This window comes from Natrinema caseinilyticum (assembly GCF_024227435.1).
GTDB classification, from domain to species: domain Archaea; phylum Halobacteriota; class Halobacteria; order Halobacteriales; family Natrialbaceae; genus Natrinema; species Natrinema caseinilyticum.
Map to the genome: position 1 here is coordinate 318,674 of NZ_CP100446.1, position 21,635 is coordinate 340,308.

At 60.4% G+C, this 21,635-nt stretch carries 19 protein-coding genes and 1 pseudogene; 10 read left to right on the top strand and 10 right to left on the bottom strand.

Annotation, left to right across the window (positions count from 1 at the left end; all coding sequences use genetic code 11):
* The first annotated feature begins 2 nt into the window (after positions 1-2).
* Positions 3-233, top strand: a complete 231-nt coding sequence (locus tag NJT13_RS20855; protein WP_254526064.1) for a DUF7546 family protein — start codon at positions 3-5, stop codon at positions 231-233.
* 209 nt (positions 234-442) lie between these two features.
* Here NJT13_RS20855 and NJT13_RS20860 read toward each other — a convergent pair whose 3' ends face one another.
* Positions 443-1,078 carry an IS6 family transposase gene (locus NJT13_RS20860; RefSeq protein WP_254526065.1) on the bottom strand — a complete coding sequence of 212 codons (636 nt, stop codon included), beginning with the start codon at positions 1,076-1,078 and terminating at the stop codon, positions 443-445.
* 1,230 nt (positions 1,079-2,308) lie between these two features.
* On the opposite strand from NJT13_RS20860, the gene NJT13_RS20865 reads away from it, so the two are divergent.
* Entirely contained in the window at positions 2,309-2,950 is a 642-nt protein-coding gene (locus NJT13_RS20865; RefSeq protein ID WP_254526066.1) for a phosphoribosyltransferase, read from the top strand.
* A 204-nt stretch (positions 2,951-3,154) separates the two neighbouring features.
* Positions 3,155-3,760: an HdeD family acid-resistance protein gene (locus tag NJT13_RS20870; protein WP_254526067.1), complete on the top strand. Its 606-nt coding sequence runs from the start codon at positions 3,155-3,157 to the stop codon at positions 3,758-3,760.
* A 4-nt stretch (positions 3,761-3,764) separates the two neighbouring features.
* Here the strand turns inward: NJT13_RS20870 and NJT13_RS20875 are convergent, their stop codons facing one another.
* Together NJT13_RS20875 and NJT13_RS20880 are read right to left on the bottom strand one after the other, a co-directional pair.
* Positions 3,765-4,781, bottom strand: a complete 1,017-nt coding sequence (locus tag NJT13_RS20875; RefSeq protein WP_254526068.1) for a sulfite exporter TauE/SafE family protein — start codon at positions 4,779-4,781, stop codon at positions 3,765-3,767.
* 73 nt (positions 4,782-4,854) lie between these two features.
* On the bottom strand, positions 4,855-5,496 hold the full coding sequence (locus tag NJT13_RS20880; protein ID WP_254526069.1) for a dienelactone hydrolase family protein: 642 nt from the start codon (positions 5,494-5,496) through the stop codon (positions 4,855-4,857).
* A 241-nt stretch (positions 5,497-5,737) separates the two neighbouring features.
* Here NJT13_RS20880 and prs point away from each other — a divergent pair, with 241 nt between their 5' ends.
* On the top strand, positions 5,738-6,556 hold the full coding sequence (gene prs, locus NJT13_RS20885) for a ribose-phosphate diphosphokinase (RefSeq protein ID WP_254526070.1): 819 nt from the start codon (positions 5,738-5,740) through the stop codon (positions 6,554-6,556).
* A 164-nt stretch (positions 6,557-6,720) separates the two neighbouring features.
* On the opposite strand, the gene NJT13_RS20890 is transcribed toward prs, so the two are convergent.
* Positions 6,721-9,921, bottom strand: a complete 3,201-nt coding sequence (locus NJT13_RS20890; RefSeq protein WP_254526071.1) for a bacterio-opsin activator domain-containing protein — start codon at positions 9,919-9,921, stop codon at positions 6,721-6,723.
* 383 nt (positions 9,922-10,304) lie between these two features.
* Between NJT13_RS20890 and NJT13_RS20895 the strand changes: the two genes are divergently transcribed.
* Together NJT13_RS20895 and NJT13_RS20900 are read left to right on the top strand one after the other, a co-directional pair.
* A complete protein-coding gene (locus NJT13_RS20895) occupies positions 10,305-11,345 on the top strand; it encodes a hypothetical protein (RefSeq protein WP_254526072.1) in 1,041 nt (346 codons plus the stop codon).
* Positions 11,346-11,423: 78 nt separating this feature from the next.
* The gene (locus tag NJT13_RS20900; RefSeq protein WP_254526073.1) at positions 11,424-11,891 is read left to right on the top strand and encodes a hypothetical protein; all 468 of its coding nucleotides are present in this window, start codon (positions 11,424-11,426) and stop codon (positions 11,889-11,891) included.
* 160 nt (positions 11,892-12,051) lie between these two features.
* Here NJT13_RS20900 and NJT13_RS20905 read toward each other — a convergent pair whose 3' ends face one another.
* On the bottom strand, positions 12,052-12,357 hold the full coding sequence (locus NJT13_RS20905; protein ID WP_254526074.1) for a thiamine-binding protein: 306 nt from the start codon (positions 12,355-12,357) through the stop codon (positions 12,052-12,054).
* A 229-nt stretch (positions 12,358-12,586) separates the two neighbouring features.
* Here NJT13_RS20905 and NJT13_RS20910 point away from each other — a divergent pair, with 229 nt between their 5' ends.
* Positions 12,587-13,645, top strand: coding sequence for a sodium:calcium antiporter (locus NJT13_RS20910; RefSeq protein ID WP_254526075.1), 1,059 nt, complete (start codon positions 12,587-12,589; stop codon positions 13,643-13,645).
* A 103-nt stretch (positions 13,646-13,748) separates the two neighbouring features.
* On the opposite strand, the gene NJT13_RS20915 is transcribed toward NJT13_RS20910, so the two are convergent.
* From NJT13_RS20915 to NJT13_RS20925, 3 genes are all read right to left on the bottom strand, one after another.
* The gene (locus tag NJT13_RS20915) at positions 13,749-14,573 is read right to left on the bottom strand and encodes an IS5 family transposase (protein ID WP_254526076.1); all 825 of its coding nucleotides are present in this window, start codon (positions 14,571-14,573) and stop codon (positions 13,749-13,751) included.
* 155 nt (positions 14,574-14,728) lie between these two features.
* Positions 14,729-15,847, bottom strand: coding sequence for a sodium:phosphate symporter (locus tag NJT13_RS20920; RefSeq protein WP_254526077.1), 1,119 nt, complete (start codon positions 15,845-15,847; stop codon positions 14,729-14,731).
* Positions 15,848-16,201: 354 nt separating this feature from the next.
* Positions 16,202-16,495 (bottom strand): Hsp20/alpha crystallin family protein, encoded by a 294-nt coding sequence (locus NJT13_RS20925; protein WP_254526078.1) that lies wholly within the window; start codon positions 16,493-16,495, stop codon positions 16,202-16,204.
* A 146-nt stretch (positions 16,496-16,641) separates the two neighbouring features.
* On the opposite strand from NJT13_RS20925, the gene NJT13_RS20930 reads away from it, so the two are divergent.
* The 3 genes and pseudogenes from NJT13_RS20930 to NJT13_RS20940 form a co-directional block, all read left to right on the top strand.
* Positions 16,642-17,859 carry a CBS domain-containing protein gene (locus NJT13_RS20930; protein ID WP_254526079.1) on the top strand — a complete coding sequence of 406 codons (1,218 nt, stop codon included), beginning with the start codon at positions 16,642-16,644 and terminating at the stop codon, positions 17,857-17,859.
* Positions 17,860-18,053: 194 nt separating this feature from the next.
* Entirely contained in the window at positions 18,054-18,377 is a 324-nt protein-coding gene (gene rpl12p, locus NJT13_RS20935) for a 50S ribosomal protein P1 (RefSeq protein WP_254526080.1), read from the top strand.
* Between the two features lie 315 nt (positions 18,378-18,692).
* Positions 18,693-18,785: pseudogene (locus NJT13_RS20940) on the top strand (universal stress protein); the annotation flags it as partial.
* A gap of 566 nt (positions 18,786-19,351) precedes the next feature.
* Here the strand turns inward: NJT13_RS20940 and NJT13_RS20945 are convergent.
* Both NJT13_RS20945 and NJT13_RS20950 read right to left on the bottom strand, forming a co-directional pair.
* Entirely contained in the window at positions 19,352-20,236 is an 885-nt protein-coding gene (locus NJT13_RS20945) for a universal stress protein (RefSeq protein ID WP_254526081.1), read from the bottom strand.
* Between the two features lie 133 nt (positions 20,237-20,369).
* Entirely contained in the window at positions 20,370-21,578 is a 1,209-nt protein-coding gene (locus tag NJT13_RS20950) for a site-2 protease family protein (RefSeq protein WP_425499835.1), read from the bottom strand.
* Between the last annotated feature and the right edge of the window lie 57 nt (positions 21,579-21,635).

Consider the following 21,635-nt stretch of genomic DNA (forward strand, 5'->3'; position numbering starts at 1 on the left):
CGATGCATTCGAACTACTCCCTCGAGACATCAGCGTTCGACCCGCGCACAGGTGTCGACCGCCGGTGGTTCGGCGTCTTCGCCATACAAGTGCTGACGTTCGTCGGGTACGCGACCCTCGCAGGAACAGGGATCACCGCGATTCGGTATCTCGTCTATCCGTTCATCTGGATTGACGCTGCGGCGTGGGCCATCCTCTGTGTCACCCCATCAGCAGCTAGTATGCGCGCTTGAGGTAAGCGGAATTCACGCAGTGGAACACTTCGATAGAGGGGTGTCTCGGTCGAGGGGCGGGTCGACGAACACCCATACAGATATCGAGGCGCTCTTCTCGGTTCTCGTCGCCTGTCGCACTGGCCATCGTGAGAACTCGAGTCGAACCATCGGTTCTCTCTATTCGATCGCGCTATTCAAGGTCCTTTCAGCTACCGTGACCATCGTGTTCAGATAAGCTGATTCCATGCGAAGGCGAACGACCTGAGCCACTGATCAGCAGTTTCTGCGTGAGCGTTACTAAAGCAGTTTGAGAAAGAAGAGGTTCGACGTTTTATCTCCCGAAAGATACGTTCGACACTGTTCCGATTTCCATGTCGTTCGTATCTGAAATCGAGGCCATGCCGTTGACAGGCGTAGTTCAGTGATTTATCGCCATCAACGAGAAACACAGCGTCGTCGACATCGTGTTTCTCGCGTAATTCCGTGAAGAATGTACTGGCTATTACCTTATTTCTCGTCGGTTCAAGCTTTGTATGGAGTAATTCGTTTGACTCTGGATCGACAGCGGCGTACAGCCAATACTGTTCATCGTCGAGTCGGATCACCGTCTCGTCAACTGCAACGTGATCCGGGCTTCGACAGGAATCGGGCTGTAGATCAGCCTTGTGAACCCAGTTATGAATCGTCGATCGAGCCCGTTCAACACCGAATATCTCGAGAACACGAACAGTATTCGAAAGCGAGAGTCCAGCAAGATGGAGCTGAATATTGAGCTTCATCAACAGCCGCGGTGTTGCTTCTCGCTCCACAAAATCCAAGTCGAACTGGCCGATACTAGGACTGAGGCGTGCGTTTTCGGGCATGAATCACTTTGAAAACGCCACGCCTCACTCCTTCAGCCTTATCTGAACAGCACCACCGTGACAGTTCGAAGGCCCGCTCTCCGAATTTCTCACCTCTTTCGGAGCCGATGGACGTATTCCGGTCCGGCCAGTATTGTTTCTGACCACATTTCGGTTACACACATTCATTGCGGAACGAATGATGAACAGATTGATCGTTGTAACACTTCGATAGAGGGGTGTCCGTCGAAACTCCCTCTCGAAGCGATGACCGATACTGATGTGCTAGTCGAAGGTCCACTGCCCGTCGTGGTGGTGCGGCGCGGAGTACGGGAAACGAGTCTTCTCGTCTCTTATCATCTCGCAAGTGACAGTGATACGTTTAATCTGATCGCTCTCGGCTGTGATTCCGACAGTCCCCACATGATTCCGTTAGTCTCCCATATGATTCCGATTGCACCCACTCGATACCGAATGTACTTCTCGATCGAATCTATCTCCTCGTCCTGGACACCATCCGGGAGGCGACACCAGCCACCGGAAACCAATTCTCGTCATCTATCCTGCCCGGTCTTCCAGTCATCGTGTTCGGTTATCCCGCCGTGTTCGGTTATCCCGCAACGAACGACGACGCGGGCCAGAGCAGTTCCGTCTCGAGTCGATATATTCAACCAATAATAGCGAATATCGATCCCCTCCTCTTAACCAACAAGCAGCTCCCTGTACCGTTTTGTTGGTTAAACCGTTCATCGATACGTTTTCTAGAGCGTGTACGTACGTCGTCTCCGCAACGGCGCTCCTGCACGCCCACTGTCGACCCGTTCGGTCGACCGAGAATTAGTTCAGCAAACTCTGAAGACACGCAACTCACGAAGACATCGTATGATCTATCTGGTAAGCCTAACCAATAAGCCTAATCAATTACATTCCCGAAAATCGGGCCGGAACGATCCGTACTGGATCGGCTGACCGAGTCGGTGACAGTAGTTTGGGTCGAGAATCGTTGTACCGAGGAATCGTACACCGTTCGATCGGGGGACCGTGCACTATTCGATCGGGGGATCGGAGACCGTACTACCGAGGGATCGTATTTTGTGAATGCGAGTGGAATGGCAAGTAGTGTTTCCATGACGACCAACGATAGCGGTCCGTGCCGCCGTTCGGGGTCGAACCGATCCCTCTCTGCTGGAGAGTGCGATACACGAGACAACGCGCCTGAATCCGCTCGGGACGAACGGTCGGGGTGTTGATATGTTCGACGATAGGACTGACGCAGGAGAACAACTGGCGGCGGCTGTCACGAGTCGAGATATCGAAGCCGACGTCGTCCTCGCGATACCCAGGGGCGGGCTCCCGCTCGGCAGAATCGTCGCGGACGAAGTCGGTGCCCCCTTGGACGTCGTGGTAGCGAAGAAAATCGGCGCGCCCGGAAATCCAGAATTGGCCATCGGCTCGGTCGCGAGCGATGGCTCCGTCTGGCTCAACGAAGAGATCATCGATCAACTCGCCGTCGACGATGAGTACGTGGAAACGCAGCGAAAGGAAGTTGCGACGGCTGCGAGGGAAAAAGCGGATCAGTATCGTGCGGGTCGGGATCCGATCGATCTCGAGGGAAAACGCGTCCTCGTCGTCGACGACGGCGTGGCGACTGGGGCGACGACTCGAGGTTGCCTTCGCCGCGTACACAACGCCGGGGCGTCGCACGTAACGCTCGCAGTTCCCGTCGGACCACCCGAAGCGATCGAACGGCTTCGGGACGAAACCGATGCCGTCGTCTGCGTCGAAACGCCACCCTGGTTCAGTGCCGTTGGGCAGTTCTACGGTTCGTTCGGGCAGGTCTCGGACGCTGAGGCGATGCAGTATCTCAACCGCGACGAAGTTGATCGAGGGTAACGAATCTGGAGGTGTCCCAGTGTCGATCACGGTCAGGTCCGAGATACGCTATCGACTCGATCCCGGGCGTCCCCCGAGCACTATCGTACCGATTCGAATTACGATCGGGAACATGCGAAGTACTGCCGAGAAGACCGGCCTCAGTCCTGAGAGCGAAAGAAATCCGTTCGAAAAATTGACACCGGTATGGTGGAGGCGTGACCCATGACAGGAGCACCGGACGCGACTGACACGATCGCAGCGCAAGGGACGCGCAGCACGAGTACCGAAAACTGGCGAGCATTCCTGATTACCGGGGTCGTGCTATCCTGTCTCGGACTGCTCGGGATGGTTCTGCCGTTGGTTACGGAGATTTCTCTGTCGATTGTCTTGGGTGCGTTATTGATCGTCGGTGGTCTCGCCCACGGCAATCACGTCCGTACCGACCCAGTCCGGGCCGGACGACTGTGGCACGTGGTGCTGACGGCCGTGTACGTGCTCGGTGGCCTCGCTATCGTCTTGAATCCGTCCATCGCGATACTCGCGATGACGGTGGTCCTTCTCTCGTACTTTCTGACCGCAGGTGTCGTGGAAATCGCGCTGGGGATCAGGATTCGTGGCGAGAAACACTGGATATGGCTCGTTGTGAGTGGCGGTATTTCACTGGTACTGGCGGGATTCATCTGGATCAGCTGGCCTGATGATTCTCCGAGGCTACTCGCTACGCTTTTCGGAATCGGGCTATTCACGTCCGGGATTGCGTTGATACTGGTCGCTATCGGCGGGCGATCGGCTACAACGCCATCGCTACGCGAGGACGAGGTAACGTAACACCTCAAATTTCCACTCCGAGCGACAGTCCCACGAGTCCGATACCGAACGCGTAGATCGGGATGACGTACCGCCAGATCGCGTTCGGGACGACGCGAACCGCGTAGGGTGCGACGATCGCCGCGAGAAACCCGCCGGCGAAGATCGACGGAAGGAGTCGGAAATCGACTGGCACCCCGTAGTGGAACAGAAGGAGGAACGTGATCACGCTGGTAATCGAAACGATTCCCTCGGCGAGTGTCGTGATCGCAACGGCGCTCTTTTCGTAGACACCGGAGAGGATCTGCCCCAACGTGATGACCGGTCCATACCCGCCGCCACCGATTCCCTTGTTCACGCCGGCAAGCAGTGCGAAAACGACGAGTCGCCGCGGTTTGTACTCGATCTGCGTTCGCAGTTTTGCTCGCGAGACCCCGACGACACCCATCATCAAAACGAGCACCGAAACGTACGTCTCGATCGCGGCTTCCGAAAGCTCGAGCGCGACGTAAGCGAGTAAAACGGATCCGAGCGTGGCGACCGAACCGACACCGACGAGCAACAGCAGTAGTTTCGACTCCTCGTTTAGCGGTCTGATTGAGAACGTGACGTTTTCGACGTTCTGATGAACGGCTCCGGCGATCAGCCCCGTCAGCGTTTCGGAGACGAGCAGTACGGGGACGATTTGAAGCGGTTCGTATCCGAGGACGAACAGGAGCGGTGCGAGTCCCGTGCCGAAGCCCATCCCCGCCGCGGAGTCCGTCGTCTCGAGGACGAACGCGACGAGTACGACGAGTGGATCGAACGGGCTCCGTCCCGTTCCACCGCCGAAAACGATCGCCATGGCCGCGATCGTAACGGAGTACAGGACGCCGAGTAACGCGAGCCGGCGACGTGACCGTCTCGGGAGTCGCATCCGCTCGGAAACGGTCCGTCTTCGGTCCAGTGCTTCCGCCTCGACACCGATTCGCCGAGGCGGTGCCTCCGGGGGAATCTGTTCGGCCTGCGGTCCCGTATCCGCATCTTCGATCTGGAAATCCACGGTTCTCGTCGAATCGGCGGCCGCTACGTGTCTGAGTCGGACTCTCTGGTGCCAGGGATCGCGCGGCGGTCGGTCACTGCAAATTCTCGGCGAACCACTCGCCTGCGTGATCGGCAACGGATTCGAGCGCGCCCGGTTCTTCGAAGAGGTGTGTTGCGCCCTCGATGACCTCGAGGGACTTTTTACCCGCTAATAGGTCGTATGCCTCCCTGTTCCACTCGAGGACCGGGTGGTCGTTTCCGCCGACGATAAACAGGGTCGACGCCGTTACCTGTTCGAGGACGTCTTCGGCCATGTCGACGCGCCCTCCTCGCGAGACGACGGCGTCGATATCCGTTTCGGGCCGTGCTGCGCCGCGGAGCGCGGCCGCCGAGCCGGTACTCGAGCCGAAGTAGCCGATCTTCAGATCGGCGGTATCGTCGCGTCCGCGGACCCATTTCGTCGCGCCGACGAGCCGATCGGTCAGCAGGGAAATGTCGAACCGCGTTTCGTACGTTTCGTCCTCGGCTTCGGTGAGCAAGTCGAACAGTAGCGTCCCGACGCCGCGTGCACGAACCCGTTCGGCCACGAAGTTGTTTCGCGGACTGTGCCTGCTGCTGCCGCTCCCGTGGGCGAACAGGACGAGTCCGGACGCACCCTCCGGGATCAGCAACTCTCCCTCGAGTTCGACGTCGTCGACGGTGACCGTGACGATCGAATTATCGTTCGCTCCCATCACCGTTCGTCCACCGGCCACGCTATTGAAACAGGAGGGGTAGAGTGGACCGGACGAGAAGAGGGTCGAGAGGGCGAAACGTGTCTCGAGGCCGGTGGAGACACACCGTTCGGGTGGGCGCGATACGGCCCACGTGAGGGTGAGGCGATACGGTTCACGTGGGGGTGAGGCGATACGGCCCACGTGATCACGAAAAGGAACTTGGAACTCGGCATCGAACGAACACCCACCGTCACCTCGCATGGACATCATCGTCACACCCTCCGCGGAGCATCTCGAGATCGATGCCGTACAGCTCGACTCCCATCCGCAGAACGAGTCCCGACTGTTCCCCGACGGCGAAGTGTACGTACAACTCGAGTCCGTCGATGACGTCGACGCCGCGCTCGTCGTCCACTCGGGACAACCGCATCCGAACCGGGGGCTGGCGTACCTGTCCGGATTGCTCGAACTCCTCACAGAACACGACGTCCTTCTCTCGCTCTGTTTCACCTACGTTCCCTACGGTATGCAAGACGAGTCGTTCTATCCCGGGACGCTCAATTACGCCCGCGCGCTCTTGAACCGGGTCACTCGGTATCCCGTTCGACAGGTGTACGCAGTCGACCCCCATTTCAGCCATCGGGACTGGGCCGCGTCGTTTCCGATAACTCACTTGCACGCGTTCCCGCTCGTCCAAGAGCGCGTGAACGAGGACCTCGACGACTTCGTGGTGGTGGGGCCGGACCTCGGCGCGGTTGACCGCTTCGGTATTCCCGGCTTCGAAAAGACGCGAAGCGGTGCCTACGAGGTCGAACTCGAGGGCGAACTCGACGTCGAGGGCCGGAACGTGCTGGTGTTCGACGACCTCATCGAGACCGGCGGAACGATGGTCGCGGCCTACGATCGGCTCACCCGCCAGGGAGCGGACACGGTCGTCGCCGCGGCGGTACACGGCGTGGTCGACGAGGGAATTCGACGCGTTCGTGACACCTACGACGGACTCTACCTGACGAATTCGATCGCGAGGGACGCTGCGAACGTCTCTATCGAACCCCTCGTTCGGACGGTACTCGAGTGAACGTCTCTATCGAACCCCTCGTTCGGACGGCACTCGAGTGACCGACGGACGAATCAGTCGTCCGTATCGTCGATGAGCGGGGCGAGGGCTCGAGGTGCGTGTGTAATCGCGATGGAACGGACGCGGGAGCAGCGGCCGACGGGTGCGACTCGATTCTCGTCGACTCATCGGACGGTCGTGCGTTCGTCGGATCCGAACAACTGTGTGAGGAGTCGTTGCTGTCCAAACCGGAGGTGGCGATTGACGGTCGGTTGGGCGACCCCGAGCACATCGGCGATGTCCTCGCCCGTACTCTTCCGCGGCCAATCGAAGAACCCGGCGTAGTAAGCGGTCTTGAGCGCCTCGAGTTGTTTGTCGGTCAACTCCTCGAACAGGGACGCGACCAACTCTTCTCTGGTGTGCATCGACCGCCTCACGTCGCGTCGGGCGACGAGTTCGACGCTCGAGTATCGCTCGTCCAGCATTCCGACGAATTCCCTGACGTTGCTCGTCGGTGGCACGTCGACGACGACTTCGAGTCCACTCGGAGTCGCGCGAATCGACCGTGGGTTTGCGCCGTGACGGACGAGCCTCGAGGCGATGAGGTCGCCCGCGACCGTCGCTTCGAAGAGACATCGGCCGCCCGATTCGTCGATCAGATTGTAATTGCTGACGGAAACGAGGTCCGCGAGGATCCGGACGATGGAGTCGGAATCTCCGCCGCTCGTCGAAAAGAACAGCCGCGTTTCGTCGGTCGAACGGGTCGTGAGTCCTTCGAAGTCGATCTGTTCGCCCGTTCTGCGAGCGAGCCGTGCGAGGAACGTCTCCGGTTCGTCGAACCGGAGTGTGAGCTCGAGGAGCGTCTCGGCGTGAAGCGCCTGACGGGTCTTGGCGGTCGTTATCGAGTTCGCGATACCCTCCCCCAGCTCTTCGAACACCGCTCGCTCGAGTTGGTCGAAAACGCCCGGCTCGGGGGCGTACACGGAGAGGACGCCGTACGAGTATTCGTCGAACGTAATCGGTACGTAGAGACAAGACGAGAAGCCGCACGCGAGAGCGCTCTTGCGCCAGGGTTCCGTTTTCAGGCGGTCGAGGACGTTCGGGACGACCGTCGATCGGTCGGTCCGCGCCGTGATGACCGACGGTTCGGGCGACGCCAGGTCCGTTTCCAGCGGGGCGATGTCCAGATACTCCCCCTTCGAGCCGGCCCAGGCGCGCGGCCGAAGGGTGCTCTCGGTGGGATCGAGACTGCCGATCCACGCGAAGCCGATATCGTCCGTTTCGACGAGCCGTTCACAGACCGTCCGCTCGATTTCCTCGTGCGTAGTGGCGCCGATGAGCGACTGATCGATGCGTCGAATGATCTCGGTGATCTGCCCCTGCCGTTTGAGACGACGGTTCCGCGCCTCGAGTTCCGCGTCCCGCTCACGGAGGGTCGTTTGACTCTCGAGGCGGTCGAACGCGGCTTCGGTCGTCGCGGCGATCGTTTCCACCAGTCGTCGGGTCTCGTCGTCGATCGTCGATGGTGGCGTGAGCGCGACGAAGACGCCGTAGTCGCCGATCGGAACGAGTAACCCGCCGTCGACGTCCTCGGCGAACGGCAGCGGGCGTTCGTCCGTCCCGACGTCCTCGAACACGGTGTGCGTTTCGGTGGCGAACGTGTTCCAGATGGGGGAGTCCGTATCCCCCACCGAGACGGTCGGCGGATTCTCGGAGCGAGCGTCGAACCCGTCGGTGGACGCGATCGGCTCGAGTTCGTTCGCATCGGTGAGGTAATACACGGCGACGCCGTCGACGTCGAGAACGTCATCGGTAGCTCCGACGACGACGTCGGCGACGTCGGATACCGTCTCCGTGTTGAGTAACTCGCGGGCGGTCTCGTGAAGCGACCCGAGCGCGAACTCGCGTTCTTTCCGTTCGGTTACGTCTTGGAACGTGCCACGGAGCGAGACGATCTCGCCGTTTCGTTCGATTCCCTCGCCCGCCGCGTTCACCCACCGTTCGTTGCCTTCGGCCGTGATCAGTCGCGCTTCGAGTTCGTACCGCTCCCCGGTTTCGATGGCGCGCTCGATCGCGGCGCGGATTCGAGGTCGATCGTCGGGGTGGTAGAACTCGATGCCCGTCTCCAGATCGAACGGCACCCCGACCGGAACCTCGTGGATCCGGTACACTTCGTCCGTCATCGTGACCTCGTAGGGGGAATCGGTCTCGAGATCGAGTTCCCAACCGCCCACCCCCGCGATGCGTTGGGTCTGCTGAAAGAGGTCGGTCGTCCGCTTTAGTTCCCGTTCGCGCTCGTTTCGTTCGGTAACGTCCAGCGAGGAACAGGTCAATCCCACGACCGTTCCGGTATCGTCACGCAGCGGTTCGACCGTCAGTTCGTAAGAGATCTGTCCGCTCGGCAGTTCGTAGGACACTTCCTCCCGGACTCCCTCACCGGTCTCCAACGCGGCCCGTTTCGGTGCCATAATCACCTCCGCCTGGTCGGTCGGTAACAACTCGTCGTCACGTTTCCCGAGCACGTCTTCGGGTCGGAAATCCGGGTGCAGTTTGGAGACCCAGGTGTAGCGGAGATCGGTGTCCAATCTGAACGCGATCAGCGGCGAGTTCTCGAGGGCCACGCGGAAGTGCTCCCGTTCGGTGCGAAGTTCACGCTCGAGGCGCTCGCGCTCGTCGTCGTGTCGGACGAGTTCGGCCACTATTTGATATTCGCCCGCGTTCTCGATTTTGACCGCCGTGAACTCGGTGCGGACGGGGTCGTCGTCCCGGGTCAGGACCTCGACATCGACGCTTGCCCGTCCGGTTTCGCGCGCTCTTTCGACCGCGTCGACGACGGACGGCCGAACGGCCTCGTCGAAGAAGTCGAACGCCGTCATCGAGCCGAGGTCCGCGTCCGAATACCCCGTCAGGCTCGGGAAATCCTCCGACCAGTACAGGAGACCTCCCTCCGCGTCGAACGAGTAGAGGAGGTTCGACTCGGAGTCCGGACTACCCTCGGTGTGATCGGTATTTTCTTCGAAGGGAACCACACGGTCGCCGAACGCACTCACCAGTCCGTCGACCGCGTCGTACAACGCACCGATTTCGTCGGTCCGGTCGCTCGCGAAGTCCCCGCGGCCGGCGCCCGACCGCGCTCGTTCGATTTCGGTCGTCAAGCGTGTGATCGCGGCTCTCGTGTCCTCACCGCTGACCAGCCCCGCCAGGCCGACTGCCAACACGATCGAGAGGTGCGCGCTCGCGACGGACGAAAGATTACCTGCGGTTCCGACCCAACCGAAAAAGGCGGTCAATACGCCCGTGTGTACCGCGAACGCGCTTCCGAGTACGACCAATCCCGATCGAGTGCCCGCGTTCTGAGTTACGTTCCACCAGCTGGTCCACGACATCGTTACGGACTCTAGCGCACGAGCCGTAATCACGTGCGCGGTGGTTCGGTTCGAAACGTCACCTACCGAGAGCGTCCGTTCGTCGCTGTGCTATACCAGTCCCCTCCTTCCCCGCCGTCGCGACGCTGATAACGGGGCCCGAATCTCACCGGGGCTCGTAGTCGGCTCGTGGCAACCGAAATTTCGAGGGGGCTGTCGGACGAGGACGAACCGTTCAGTGTGGACCCGATCGAACCCGACCGCGTTCCCGATCGACACGCCGGTGAGGCGTTCGGTTCCGCCCTCCTCGAGACGTTCGAACGGCGGCTTCGTCTGAGACACCGTGGACTGGTTCCGGTCGGAGTGAGTCGCGATACAGGGTCCGATGGCGACTTGAGCATCGGGTGTTCACGGTCGAAAAAACGGCTCGGGCGCGGCTCGCGATCACGCCGTTTTCAGCGACTCCACTGACGACCGGATTGCTGACCGGTCGACGGCTGGCTCTGGAGCCCGCTACTCACCGAGTCGAGCGTCTGCTGGGCGGTTTCGACGAGTTCCTGTATCTCGGGTTGTTGCTGATGTTGCTGGAGCTGTTGCACCCCGCTCTGGATAACCTGTTGGCTGCACTGACCGAATTCCTGAGCGAGTGGGTTTTCCTCGACGATGAGTTCCTTCTGGATGTGAGCGATGTCTTTCAGTGCGTCGGCGATGTTGGCGACCTGCAGGTTCCCTTGCTGCATCGCCTGCCCGTCCGCGAACTCCGCGATGGTCTCGAGTCGGTCGAGGGTTTCGACGGCCGTCAGTATCTGTTCAGGAGCCGATTGGGTGAACTGCTGGCCGGTGGACGTCTGCCGCCCCCTCATCTGTTCGGACTGTTGTTGTGGTTGGCTGATACGCCCGGTTTGCTGCGGTCGGCCCTGCTGATACGGTTCGGTTTGCTGCGGTCGGCCCTGCTGATACGGTTCGGTTTGCTGCGGTCGTTCCTGCCGCTGTTGATACTGTCTGGACTGTCGTGGTTCCTGCTGTTGTCGATACTCTCCCTGTCGCGGCTGTTGCTGGTGGTGGGTCATGGTCTCTCGTTCGCTCGTGGTTTCGCGTTCGAAGGCCGTGAAATGGCGATCGGCATCTCGTCGTACAGTGGCAATCGACCGTCCGCACGGTCCGTTCGCCTGCTCGGAAATCGGGCTTTTTCGCGCCGGTTCGGTCGCTCGTTCTCGTCCGCTCGTTTTCTCTGTCCGTCGTTTCAGATCACCACCGGTACGCTGGCGACCACCGGCGAGGATAAAATACCGTTGTATACTAATTTGGAATTATGGCTGCTACTGTACTCCAATCATTTCGATACGAGACGCTGGCACGTGGACCGTGGTCTCGAGCGGGGTTCTCGAACGGCGATCACAATTCGTCGGTCGACGTCCTGTTCAAACAGTTCAACGGATTGCTAGTGGACAGCGGAGTCCATGGCGACCGGTCTCTCGCCGATGAGAGAAGCCCTCTCCTACCGTCGGATCGTAGCGTGAAATATGAACACGCAACGGTTGAAACGCTTGCTCGAGTTCTTCGTTATCGGCGTCGTCTTCGGCGTGTCGGAAGACGTCCTCGCCGTCGTCGTCGCGACCGACGCCGAGATAACGCTGGACGTGATCGGCGTCGTCGTTACGATCGCGATTCCGTTCGCCATCGTTTCCGAACTCGTCGTCGACCATCCGCGATTCCTTCAGTTCGATCGGTTGGCCGTCTGGCTTACTCGAACGTTCTCCCGTCACCCCTCGAACCGGCACCATCTGACCCCACGGATTCATTGGGACGGAGGTCGTACCCACGTTATGTCGCCACAACACCATCATCACCGCTGTAACCTCTGCGGAAAGGACTTCGATACCGGCGAGCGACTTCGTGACCACGTCGAGCGGCGTCACCCGAAGAAGGACGTCAACTGGTGGGTCGTCGCCGAAGACCCAGCGAAAGATCTCCGATTCTCTCGAGAGTAGCCCCAACGTCGGTGGGTTCGGCGTCGACGGTGGCTGGCCAACGCGGCGAAAAACGAGTCACGCCGCTCGGGAGCGGGTATCCAAGAAACGGGCAGGTCTCTCCGAAACGGACGGGTATCCCGTGTACCGGTTCCCGAGCCGCCTTCGAAGCGATTCGTCGTTACCTGCTCGCTGAACGACCGAGCCGGTGTTCGACCGTGGTCACTCGATCCGACGTGTGCTGTTCCCGATCGGGCTGATCGTCGATCTCCAGCGACGTGATGACCCGTTCTTCGTCGATCGCGTCGTGTGCGGCGGCCGCGGCCCGGAAGATTTCGCTTACGTCGTCGGCTTCCATGACCGTGTCCATCGGCGTCAGTTCGTACGTGATATCGAACTCGTCGAGTGCGTCGATCGCGGCGGCGATCTGGTCCGACATGTGCTCCTCTCGAACCGGAATGATCTCGAGTCTGGCTATTGCTGTCATGATCGTGTCCTCCAACAGGTGCACGGCAGTTCGGCGCCGTGGCGCCCATCGTACGATACCCATCGCCAAATTCCTTCGCCGTTTCCTCCTGGAACGCGTCGCGCATACCCGTTTCGATTACGTGACCTCGCCGTCAACGAGTGTTCGAAACGGTACGTCACGCCATCGAGAACCACTGCTTCGTACACAATAACTATTTGTGGTGTTGGATGTCAGCTAATACTATCGGATGGGGCCACACGCCGCTCTCGGGTTGTCGTCCATACTGGCGCTCGTACTCGCTTCTGAACTGGTCGTCCGAAAGCTGGAACGGCTCGCCAAATTCTACGGCCTGTCGGAAGTCGTGATCGGATTGACGGTCGTGTCGATCGGAACGAGTCTCCCCGAAATCGCGTCACATCTCGTCTCGTCGGTCCAGATCGTGTCCGGTCTGGGGGATTCTCGAACGATTTCGGCGACCGTTCTGGGCGGAAATATCGGTTCCGACGTGGTACAGCAAACCCTAATATTAGGGCTCGTCGTCGTTGCAGTGGGGGGATTTCGTTTCTCGAGGGAATTCCTCGTTCGGGGATACGCGCCGATGATCGGAACGACGCTCCTGACGTTGATACTCGCGTGGGACGGAATGCTCACCCGCCTCGACGGTGTCGTTCTGCTCGGCGTGTTTCTGTTGTACATGTCCGTTCTCTATTCGACCCGAAGTGACATCATTCAGGAAACGGGAACGAACCCGCCGTCCGACGATCCAAGACGAGACGCCGTTATCTCGGTGGTGGCTCTTCTCACCGTCGTCGTCTCCGCTCACGTCCTGTTTCGGACAGTCGAGTTCTACGTCAATCGAACCAGTTTAGAAGGGTCGCTCATCGGTGTGCTCGTACTCGGTATCGGCGCTGCCTCCCCCGAGATGTCGACTGCGATAATGGGGGTGCGGGAAGGTGCGGAGGGGATCTCACTCGGGACGTTGATCGGAAGTAATATCACGAATCCACTGCTTGGAATCGGTCTCGGCGCGGTGATATCGACGTACCACGTTCCGCGACCGTTGATTTACTGGGACCTGCCGATGGAAACGATTACTGCCGCGATTCTCCTGACATACTTGCTAACCAAAGACGACGTCGGCGTGTTTCTCGGACGCGTGGCTGGGGCCATCGGACGGCCCGAAACGAAACTGAAACTCGAGCTGGTCGAGGAACGGCATCTGGGAAGGGTCGGTGCGGCGATGTTGATCGCGCTGTATTTCGTCTATCTTTTCGGTCGGATTTCGTACTTCCCGACCGACTTCTAGCGGGGCAGATAGCGTTTCACCGCCGTTTTGCGACCAAATCGCCGTTGCTTACAGGGTTTGCTGGAAGTGGCCGTGGTGAATCACCATACGGCGTTGGATTTGCCTAGCTCACAGCACGCTTGATGTTGTAGACGACACACATCAGCACGATTTCACGGAACTCTCGATACCAGGATCGCGCACGCACGGCGTCGCCGAGCGTGCGCTTGATCACCGAGAAGACGGTCTCAGACAGTGCTCTTTGACCATAGAGAGTCCCATCGATCCGCGCGTTATGCGCGTGATCGATGGGACGGAACTCTCGATGCTTGATCAGCGGTCTTACGTCCTCTTCCCGGAGTTTATCACGTAGTCGTTGCCAATCATAACCCTTGTCTGCGGCGAGGCTGTGCAACTCGCCCGCGTTGCGGCGGGCGAGTTGCCAGCCGATCTGCGTGTCGTGACGTTTCTCGGTCGTACAGTGAACGTCGAGGATAGCTTGTGACGCTGTATCGACGAGAGCGGTTGTCTTGAGCGTCTTCACGCGGTAATTCGTTCGACGGCAGTAGTGTTTGCTCGCGTTCTCGCGGTCGAAAAACGTCGCGTCCATCGCAACGTGACCAGATGGCTCGTGGAGCTGCGCCGATAGGCGCAGCACCACTCGCCAGACTGCCATCTTGATCCTATCAAACGCCTTTACTAGCGTCGAGTGATCAGGGAGATCGGCCTTCTCAAGGCCGATATCCGCCAGTATTTGTGGCATCTCGCTCAATAGATCAAGCGCTTCGCGGTAGGACTTCTCTAAGTAAATCCGGAGACAATGCAGCGAAACAACGGCATAGTCGGCGAATCCGCCGCCACCCTGTGGGGCGGCGGATTCGCCTCGGCCACCAACAGCATTTTTAGCCAACGTCACGACCTTCCCGGTGAAGCGGGAGATTTTGGACATGAATCATCCGCGGTTTCCCGCTTCAACTCCCTAGTTGTAACGGATCAAGTCGGCGCAGTCTCGCGATTCACCAGAGCCCTGGAAGTCATTTTCGGAGCAACCGCGACCGTTCCGTAGTTGCTCCGGGCCATCGTTACAGCGGACCGCGGACCGTATCAGAGAACGATGAGCAGGATCGGGACGATAAGTAGCGTCACGAGGAACCCGATAAAGTAGAAAAGATCGTTGACCAGTTCTGACTGCGTCGAGTCGATAATCCTCGTATACTTCGAATAGAACGCCATCGGGATCATCGAAACGACGAAACTGATCGCGAGCAAGAGTGCCACAGTCGCGACACCGACGGGCGTGTTCAGTGCGACTGCGACGATGAGGGTGTCGACCAGGGTCCCGATGTTCGCCCCCAGAACGTACGGGATTATCTCGTTGCGTTTGATGTGGCCCCTGTTATAGAGCGGAACGATAACGCCGAGCGAAAACGCGACGCTCGTCGTCAGACCGGTGAACACGAGGCCGAGTCCGAACGACGTCCACTTGTTATTGAGTTTGACCAGGTATCGCCGTCGCAATCGCTGCTTGTCGATCTTATCGAGCGTTCTATCGAATAACCGCATGCTGGAAAAGATCAACCCGATCGCCAGGAGGAACGCGACACCCCCTCCGAACGACTGAATGATCCATCCGGAGAACAACGACGGCAAGTCCGGGATGTGCGTCTGTATTCCAGGAACCCCCTGCCCAGCCGCCACCATATCGATCGCCTCGGTTCCGCCAGTGTCGATCGCGCTCCCCAGCCCGGTCTTTCCGACGAGTCCTGTCTCTTCGATCAGCGGCAACGTAACGTACCCCACTACCAGCACGGGCAGATAGATAGAGTGAGTGAGCAAAAACGTGAGCAGTCCGAGGCTGACCGAATCGCTGAGCGTGTCGAGCTCTTCGTTTAGATAGTCGAACGCTCCGATAAAGATGACGACGGCCGCGCCGCCGAGTCTGGAACCGACGACCATGAGGAATAACTGCGACCGAACGATGAGGTCGGAACTGAACAACGAGACGGAAAGGGCAGCGACGACCGAACCGTTCGCCAACACGTACGAAGCGAACCAACTGATACCGAGGGCTGACCGATCCCCGACGACGACTTGCTCGAGAACCCGTCGCAAGACCGGAGAGAGGGTTTCGACCGCCGATCCGAGCAACCGTATCGCGAATAAAAAGAGGGCGACCGTGACGACTACCTGAAACGAAATTGTAAGCGACGACCGATTAGACACCACACACCACCTCACGACAGATATGAGCCACGACCACTAAAGAGTTGCATTGGTAAGAACATAATTCTCGTGTCGATCACTGACACCCAGTCGAGTACGAACCGATTGGGCCCCTGGGTGCATTCGAGCGGCCGGATTCAGTCGAATCCCGCTCGCTCGAGGGTTGTGTCGCCACAATCCCCGTTGTCCCGCGTCCGTCGCGATCCTCGCGCCCCGTTCGGTTCGATCGTGGACGCGGTTGATCGGTGTCACCCGCAAACTGGGGGTCGCGACACGAGGGCCCGAACGCGTCCGCCGTCGTTCAGTCGTAACTCCCGTTTCCACGTCGCTCGGACGATGGTAGTGCCAGTGCCGTCAGTGTTGTTTTCGTAGCGTCAGCCAGAGAACGCCGTCCTCGTAGCTCGCGTCGACGCGTTTCGGGACGATCGGTTCCGGTAGATCGACCGACCGAGCGATCCGGCCGTCCTCGCGTTCGGCCTCGATCGTGAGCGTGTTCTCGCTTACGCTCACGTCGATGTCTTGCTTGCGCAACCCGGGCAGTTCGGCACCGACGAGAATTTCGTCACGCTGTTCCGTGATATCGATCGGTATCTCCTCGCTGTCCCGGGTCGAATCGCCGAATTCGTCCGCGTTTGGTTCGTCTTCCATGCTCTCACCAGGCTCCGTGAGCCCACTCTGACCGTCTATCCGACGTCGGATAAAGGATCGACTCGATCGAACCCGACTCCGGATTCCCCATCGGACGGGCATACGATTAAACCGTCGCTCGTGGTAGCGAGAGCCGGTGTGCGACCATGGACATTGCTGATATCATTTCCACGGAGTTCGCTTCGTTCGACGCGTACACGCCGGTCTCGAAGCTATCCGGCGCGTTCGAGGATCCGACGCTCAAAGCCGCCGTCGTCACCGATGGCGGGGAATTAGAGGGTGTAATCACCCGGAAACAGCTCGAAGCCTCGCATCGACATCCACAGCAGAAGGCTCGATCGATCGTCTGGCCCGTCCCGACCGTCGAACGCTACGAGGACGTTCGGGAGGTCGCTCGCCTGATGATCGGCGGCGATACGTTCGTCCTGCCGGTCGTGGCGAACGACGAGGTCGTCGGCGTAGTCACCGCCGATGCGATATTACGAAAAGTTCGGCCGTTTCTCAGCGTGCTCACCGTCGACGACGTCGCGACGTGGGGCGTGACGACGGTCGCGGAGAATACGACGCTCGGGGAGGCCGTCCACCAGTTCCGTGAGAATAGGGTGACACACCTCCCGGTGGTCGACGGGGGGAACCTCACGGGAATGCTCAGTCTCAGCGACGTGATCGACTTTACGACCCGCAGCGTCGCGCGGAGTCAAGGGGGGTCACCGCGCGGCTTCGACGAGCACGGTGGTTCCGGTGCACGGGCTGGCTACCGTTCACACGGCGGGTTCGGAGAGCGCGGCGAAACCGAACGTCTCCTGGATCTCCCGGTTCGAGACGTGCTGACAGCGCCGGTCGCGACGATCGAACCCTCCCGACCCTTAGACGAAGCCGTCGGAGAGATGTTCGACCGCGGCACGTCGTCGCTCGTCGTGACGCGGGACGGGAGAGCGGACGGAATCGTAACGAAGACGGACGTCCTCGAGTCGCTCACGTGGACCGACAGGGCTCGCAGCCCCGTTCAGGTTTTCGGGATCGAGTTGCTGGACGACATCTCCTACGACGAAGTCAGCGACATGATCGACGACGTCGCCCGGAAATACGGCGATATGACAGTGCTCGAGGCGAAGGTCCACCTCCACGAACACGACGAAACGTATCGTGGCCTGCCGCTCATCCTCGCTCGAATACGACTGTACACCGACAAGGGGTACTTCGTCGCGCAAGACGAGGGCTTCGGCGCCAGCCACGCACTGCATCTCGCGCGAAACGCGCTGGAACGCGAGGTACTGAAAGGAAAAACGTACGGCCGAACGAAGAAACACCCGGACGAGGACTACTGGTCGAAAATGCAGGGCTGGTGGTTGACCGGGGACTAGCGGTCTGGCCTCGGCGAGGACCGGGACGGAGCGACGACGGCCGAGAATCGGGATGTCGTTCAGCCGCGCGTCTATCGCTCCTCGCGATCACCGGAGTGACTATGTATTTTCTCGTCGTACACGTCACTCGAACCGGGGTCGATCGCGTCGCGAACCGGCGCGTACGTCACGACGACCCCGGATCGGTGATCACCATGGAATACGTATACGCAGCCCTCATACTGCACGAAGCGGATCACGAAATTTCCGAAGAGAGCGTCACCGACGTCCTCGAGGCGGCCGGCGTCGACGTCGAGGAGTCACGCGCGAAGGCCCTCGTCGCTGCTCTCGAGGACGTCGACATCGAGGAAGCCGTTGCGGAGGCGACGATCGGTGCGCCAGCGCCCGCTCCAGCCCCGGCGGAGGCCGAAGCGCCAGAAGCCGAGGAGGAAGGGCCGGAAGAAGCGGAAGCCGAGGAAGAAGAACCGGAAGAGGAGGAAGAAGCGACGGGCGAGGGGCTCGGAGAACTGTTCGGATAACCGCGTTCATTTTCACGGAATCGCGTCGGGCGCGGGAAGCCGCGCGCGTTACAGTTATCCACACCGGGATCGCCACCGTCCACGCCGGTGACGGTTCGGGGTCTCGGGGGAGGACAGGGTGTCTCGGTACCTCCGGTGAACGATCTTCCACGATCCGCCCTGCTCCTGTTCGTCGAACGAGCGGTCAGGTCGGTTCGGCGGGCGATCGCACGATACTCCTCGCCGTATTCGACGGTTGGAATCGCGCGTCTCGTCGAGTTCTCACCGGTGAGAAAGGACCCGAGCAACTTTCCGTAGTCGGGCAAAAGTCAGGGTATGGCGATAGTCGTTCCGTTCGACGGGTCGGAACTCGCTGACGCACCACTCGTCCGCGCGACCGAGTTCGGGAACGCGTTTGACGAAGACGTGTCGAGCGATCCTCAGGCCGCGGAGCGGCCAACGGGGACCGCTGGAGTTCTACCGCGGGGCACCCCACGATGCCGCTGAATCCCGTTCGGAGACTCCCTCGATTCGACCGGGTCGGCGCCGCCCGTGTCGACAACCGCCGCTCCGTCTCTCGGGGAACGACAGTCGTCGTTTCGGACCGAGACGAACGACGCTGCGTCGAGCGTCGAACCGGGGTGGCGAGTGGATGGACCGCTCTCCCGGTAGCGCGACCGAGTGTTTCCACCGGTGTCGCGGATCAATTCTCGATTTCGGGCCGACGTCTCGGTATTCAAGCCGCCACTTACTTTACAAGAATACGATTGTAATGGAATCGATAATCTATCTTTGCCTGTCGCGGTCTCCGGAAACGGTATCTCACAGCGGACGGGGTCTCGGTCGAACCCGCCCTCGAGAAATGCATTCGTACGCTGTCGTGACGCGGCGACGGTCGTTTCGGACACCGATGCTCCGTCGCGGTCGACAGAGTGGCGAGTCGCCCCGGTTTCGAAACGGGTGGCATCGATTCGGACGGGCCGCGCCGCGTACGGCTACGACGACCCGTCGGGGTGACCTCGTATCAGCGTCACGGGGAGCGTCGATCGGCGTGAGACGGTCTCGGCGACGCTTCCGGTGATGATTCTGGCCGGAAGGGACCGGCCGTGACTACCCATGATAATCTGATCGAAGTCGTTCTCCGCCGCGTAGTCGACGATGGATCGTGACGGGTCCCCATAACTCAGTTCGGCTTCGACGACGTCGTCTTCGACGGCCTCGCGGGCTGCTTCGAGTATTGCTTCCCCTCGCTCGGTAACCGTGTCGACGATGGACTCGAGATACGTTCCGTCGATCGCCTCGACGTCGTAGTCGAACGGAAGCGCCACGGCGTGGAGGATCGTGATTCGTCCCGATGGAAACCGGTCCGTCGCGTACTCGAGTGCAGCGAGCGACTGGTCGGACCCGTCGACGGGAACCAGAATCCGGCCGGGGAGGTCTCGCTGGAGGAGTTGTGATCGAGATTCCGGAACGATCGTCGTCGAGACGGGCGCTCTCCTGACGACCGCTTCGCTTACGTGTCCGAGAAACGGCCGAACGATCGGCGATTCCCCGTGACTTCCCATCACGACGTGGTCGATGTCGTGTTCGACGGTGTACTCGACGATGGTTCGATGCGGTAATCCAGACTCGAGTACCGTCTCGACCGCTCGTTCGTAGTCCGCGCCGATCTCGGTCGCACGCTCGAGGATCCGTTCGCCGGCCCGCTGGACCGTTTCGTCGTGTGATTCGGGGGACCCGACCTCCGCGTACGCATCGTGTTGGCTATCGAGGACGTGCAGCGCGGTGACGGTCGCGTCCGGAAACGACACGAGCGTGTATACGAGACCCGCGATCGATTGAGACGACCGGTCGACCGGGACGAGGACGTGTACAGTCATGGGTGGAACGGCTGATCGCATCGTCCGCGAGCGATGTGAGCCAGTTGGTTCGACGACGCCCAACGGAATAAAGAGGGGGTGTGCTGACGGTATCCCCGCAGCCAGTCTCCGAGCGGGGCCGATTCTCGGCGACTTACCACCGCGGCCGATCGAGAGACGTCGATGGTTCGTCCACCCGTTCTTCGGGCTCCGAGACGTCCCCGTACTCTCGTGCCGACCGGACGAAGCCGATACTGAGGGCGGTCACGACGTCCGTGCGGGTCACCAGCCCCGCGAACCGCCCGTCCTCGTCGCGGACGATCAACCGACCGATGTCGTTGCGCTGAAGCGCCGTGAGCGCCTCCGCGGCGTCGTCGTTCTGGGAGACGGTCTCGAGGTGATCCGTCATCACCTCGCGGACCGCCGTCGAGTCCCGGTCGGCCGGGGCGACGGGACGAACGTCCTCGAGCGTGACGATTCCGACGATCGATCCGTCTTCGACCACCGGATATCCGGTGTGGCGTTGAGTCATCATCGAGTCGAGGAGTTCGGTCACCGTGCTGTCGGGCGAGACGGTATCGAGGGCGCTGACGGGGGTCATCATGTCCTCGATCGTGATCCCCTCGACGGCCGCTTGCAGTGCGGTCTGGCGGGCTTCGCTGGTCGCCGTGATGTAGATGAAAAACGCGATGGCGATCAAGATGACGTTGAACCCGAGGAGTCCGATCAGGCCGAGAAACATGGCGACCACCTTCCCGACCTGTGCCGCCTGTGCGGTCGCTTCGGCGAAGGGACGGTTCCGTGCCAGTATCGCGCGCAGGACGCGCCCGCCGTCCATCGGAAACCCCGGCAGTAAGTTGAACGCTGCGAGCACCACGTTGATGACCGCGAGATACGCGAGAACGAACTGTATCGGTTCGAGGGCCGCCGGAACCACGACGACGAGGGCGTAGAACGCGACCCCGAGTCCGACGCTCACGATCGGACCGGCGATCGCGATCGCGAGTTCCTGTCGCCAGTTCGTCGGCTGGTCGGTGAGTCGTGCAACACCGCCGAGCAGCCAGAGCGTGATCGAGTCGATGGGGAATCCGTAGCGGATCGCGACGAGCGAGTGACCGAGTTCGTGGAGCAGCACGCTCCCGAACAGACCGATCGCCGCGGCGAGCCCGAGCAGCCACGGTGTGACACCCGTCGTGAGGGGTTCGACCGTAAGTTCCGTTCCGAGCAATCCGTTGAGTACCGGCGTGAGGTCCGCGATCTGAGATGCGATGAGCCAGGCGAGTGCCGGAAGGATCACGAGGAACGTGACGTCTAGCTTGACCGGGATGCCGAAGAGGGAGCCGATCCGGAAGCTCCTGATCATACGGATCCTACGAGCCAAACGACCTTAGTTCGATGCCGCGATCGTCCGCTGTCAGTG

What these genes read in the sequence shown, in the direction of transcription:
- NJT13_RS20855 (WP_254526064.1), top strand. Translation starts at nt 3, where the DNA reads ATGCATTCGAACTACTCCCTCGAGACATCAGCGTTCGACCCGCGCACA.
- NJT13_RS20860 (WP_254526065.1), bottom strand. Translation starts at nt 1,078, where the DNA reads ATGCCCGAAAACGCACGCCTCAGTCCTAGTATCGGCCAGTTCGACTTG.
- NJT13_RS20865 (WP_254526066.1), top strand. Translation starts at nt 2,309, where the DNA reads ATGTTCGACGATAGGACTGACGCAGGAGAACAACTGGCGGCGGCTGTC.
- NJT13_RS20870 (WP_254526067.1), top strand. Translation starts at nt 3,155, where the DNA reads ATGACAGGAGCACCGGACGCGACTGACACGATCGCAGCGCAAGGGACG.
- NJT13_RS20880 (WP_254526069.1), bottom strand. Translation starts at nt 5,496, where the DNA reads ATGGGAGCGAACGATAATTCGATCGTCACGGTCACCGTCGACGACGTC.
- prs (WP_254526070.1), top strand. Translation starts at nt 5,738, where the DNA reads ATGGACATCATCGTCACACCCTCCGCGGAGCATCTCGAGATCGATGCC.
- NJT13_RS20890 (WP_254526071.1), bottom strand. Translation starts at nt 9,921, where the DNA reads ATGTCGTGGACCAGCTGGTGGAACGTAACTCAGAACGCGGGCACTCGA.
- NJT13_RS20900 (WP_254526073.1), top strand. Translation starts at nt 11,424, where the DNA reads ATGAACACGCAACGGTTGAAACGCTTGCTCGAGTTCTTCGTTATCGGC.
- NJT13_RS20905 (WP_254526074.1), bottom strand. Translation starts at nt 12,357, where the DNA reads ATGACAGCAATAGCCAGACTCGAGATCATTCCGGTTCGAGAGGAGCAC.
- NJT13_RS20910 (WP_254526075.1), top strand. Translation starts at nt 12,587, where the DNA reads ATGGGGCCACACGCCGCTCTCGGGTTGTCGTCCATACTGGCGCTCGTA.
- NJT13_RS20915 (WP_254526076.1), bottom strand. Translation starts at nt 14,573, where the DNA reads ATGTCCAAAATCTCCCGCTTCACCGGGAAGGTCGTGACGTTGGCTAAA.
- NJT13_RS20925 (WP_254526078.1), bottom strand. Translation starts at nt 16,495, where the DNA reads ATGGAAGACGAACCAAACGCGGACGAATTCGGCGATTCGACCCGGGAC.
- NJT13_RS20930 (WP_254526079.1), top strand. Translation starts at nt 16,642, where the DNA reads ATGGACATTGCTGATATCATTTCCACGGAGTTCGCTTCGTTCGACGCG.
- rpl12p (WP_254526080.1), top strand. Translation starts at nt 18,054, where the DNA reads ATGGAATACGTATACGCAGCCCTCATACTGCACGAAGCGGATCACGAA.
- NJT13_RS20945 (WP_254526081.1), bottom strand. Translation starts at nt 20,236, where the DNA reads ATGACTGTACACGTCCTCGTCCCGGTCGACCGGTCGTCTCAATCGATC.
- NJT13_RS20950 (WP_425499835.1), bottom strand. Translation starts at nt 21,578, where the DNA reads ATGATCAGGAGCTTCCGGATCGGCTCCCTCTTCGGCATCCCGGTCAAG.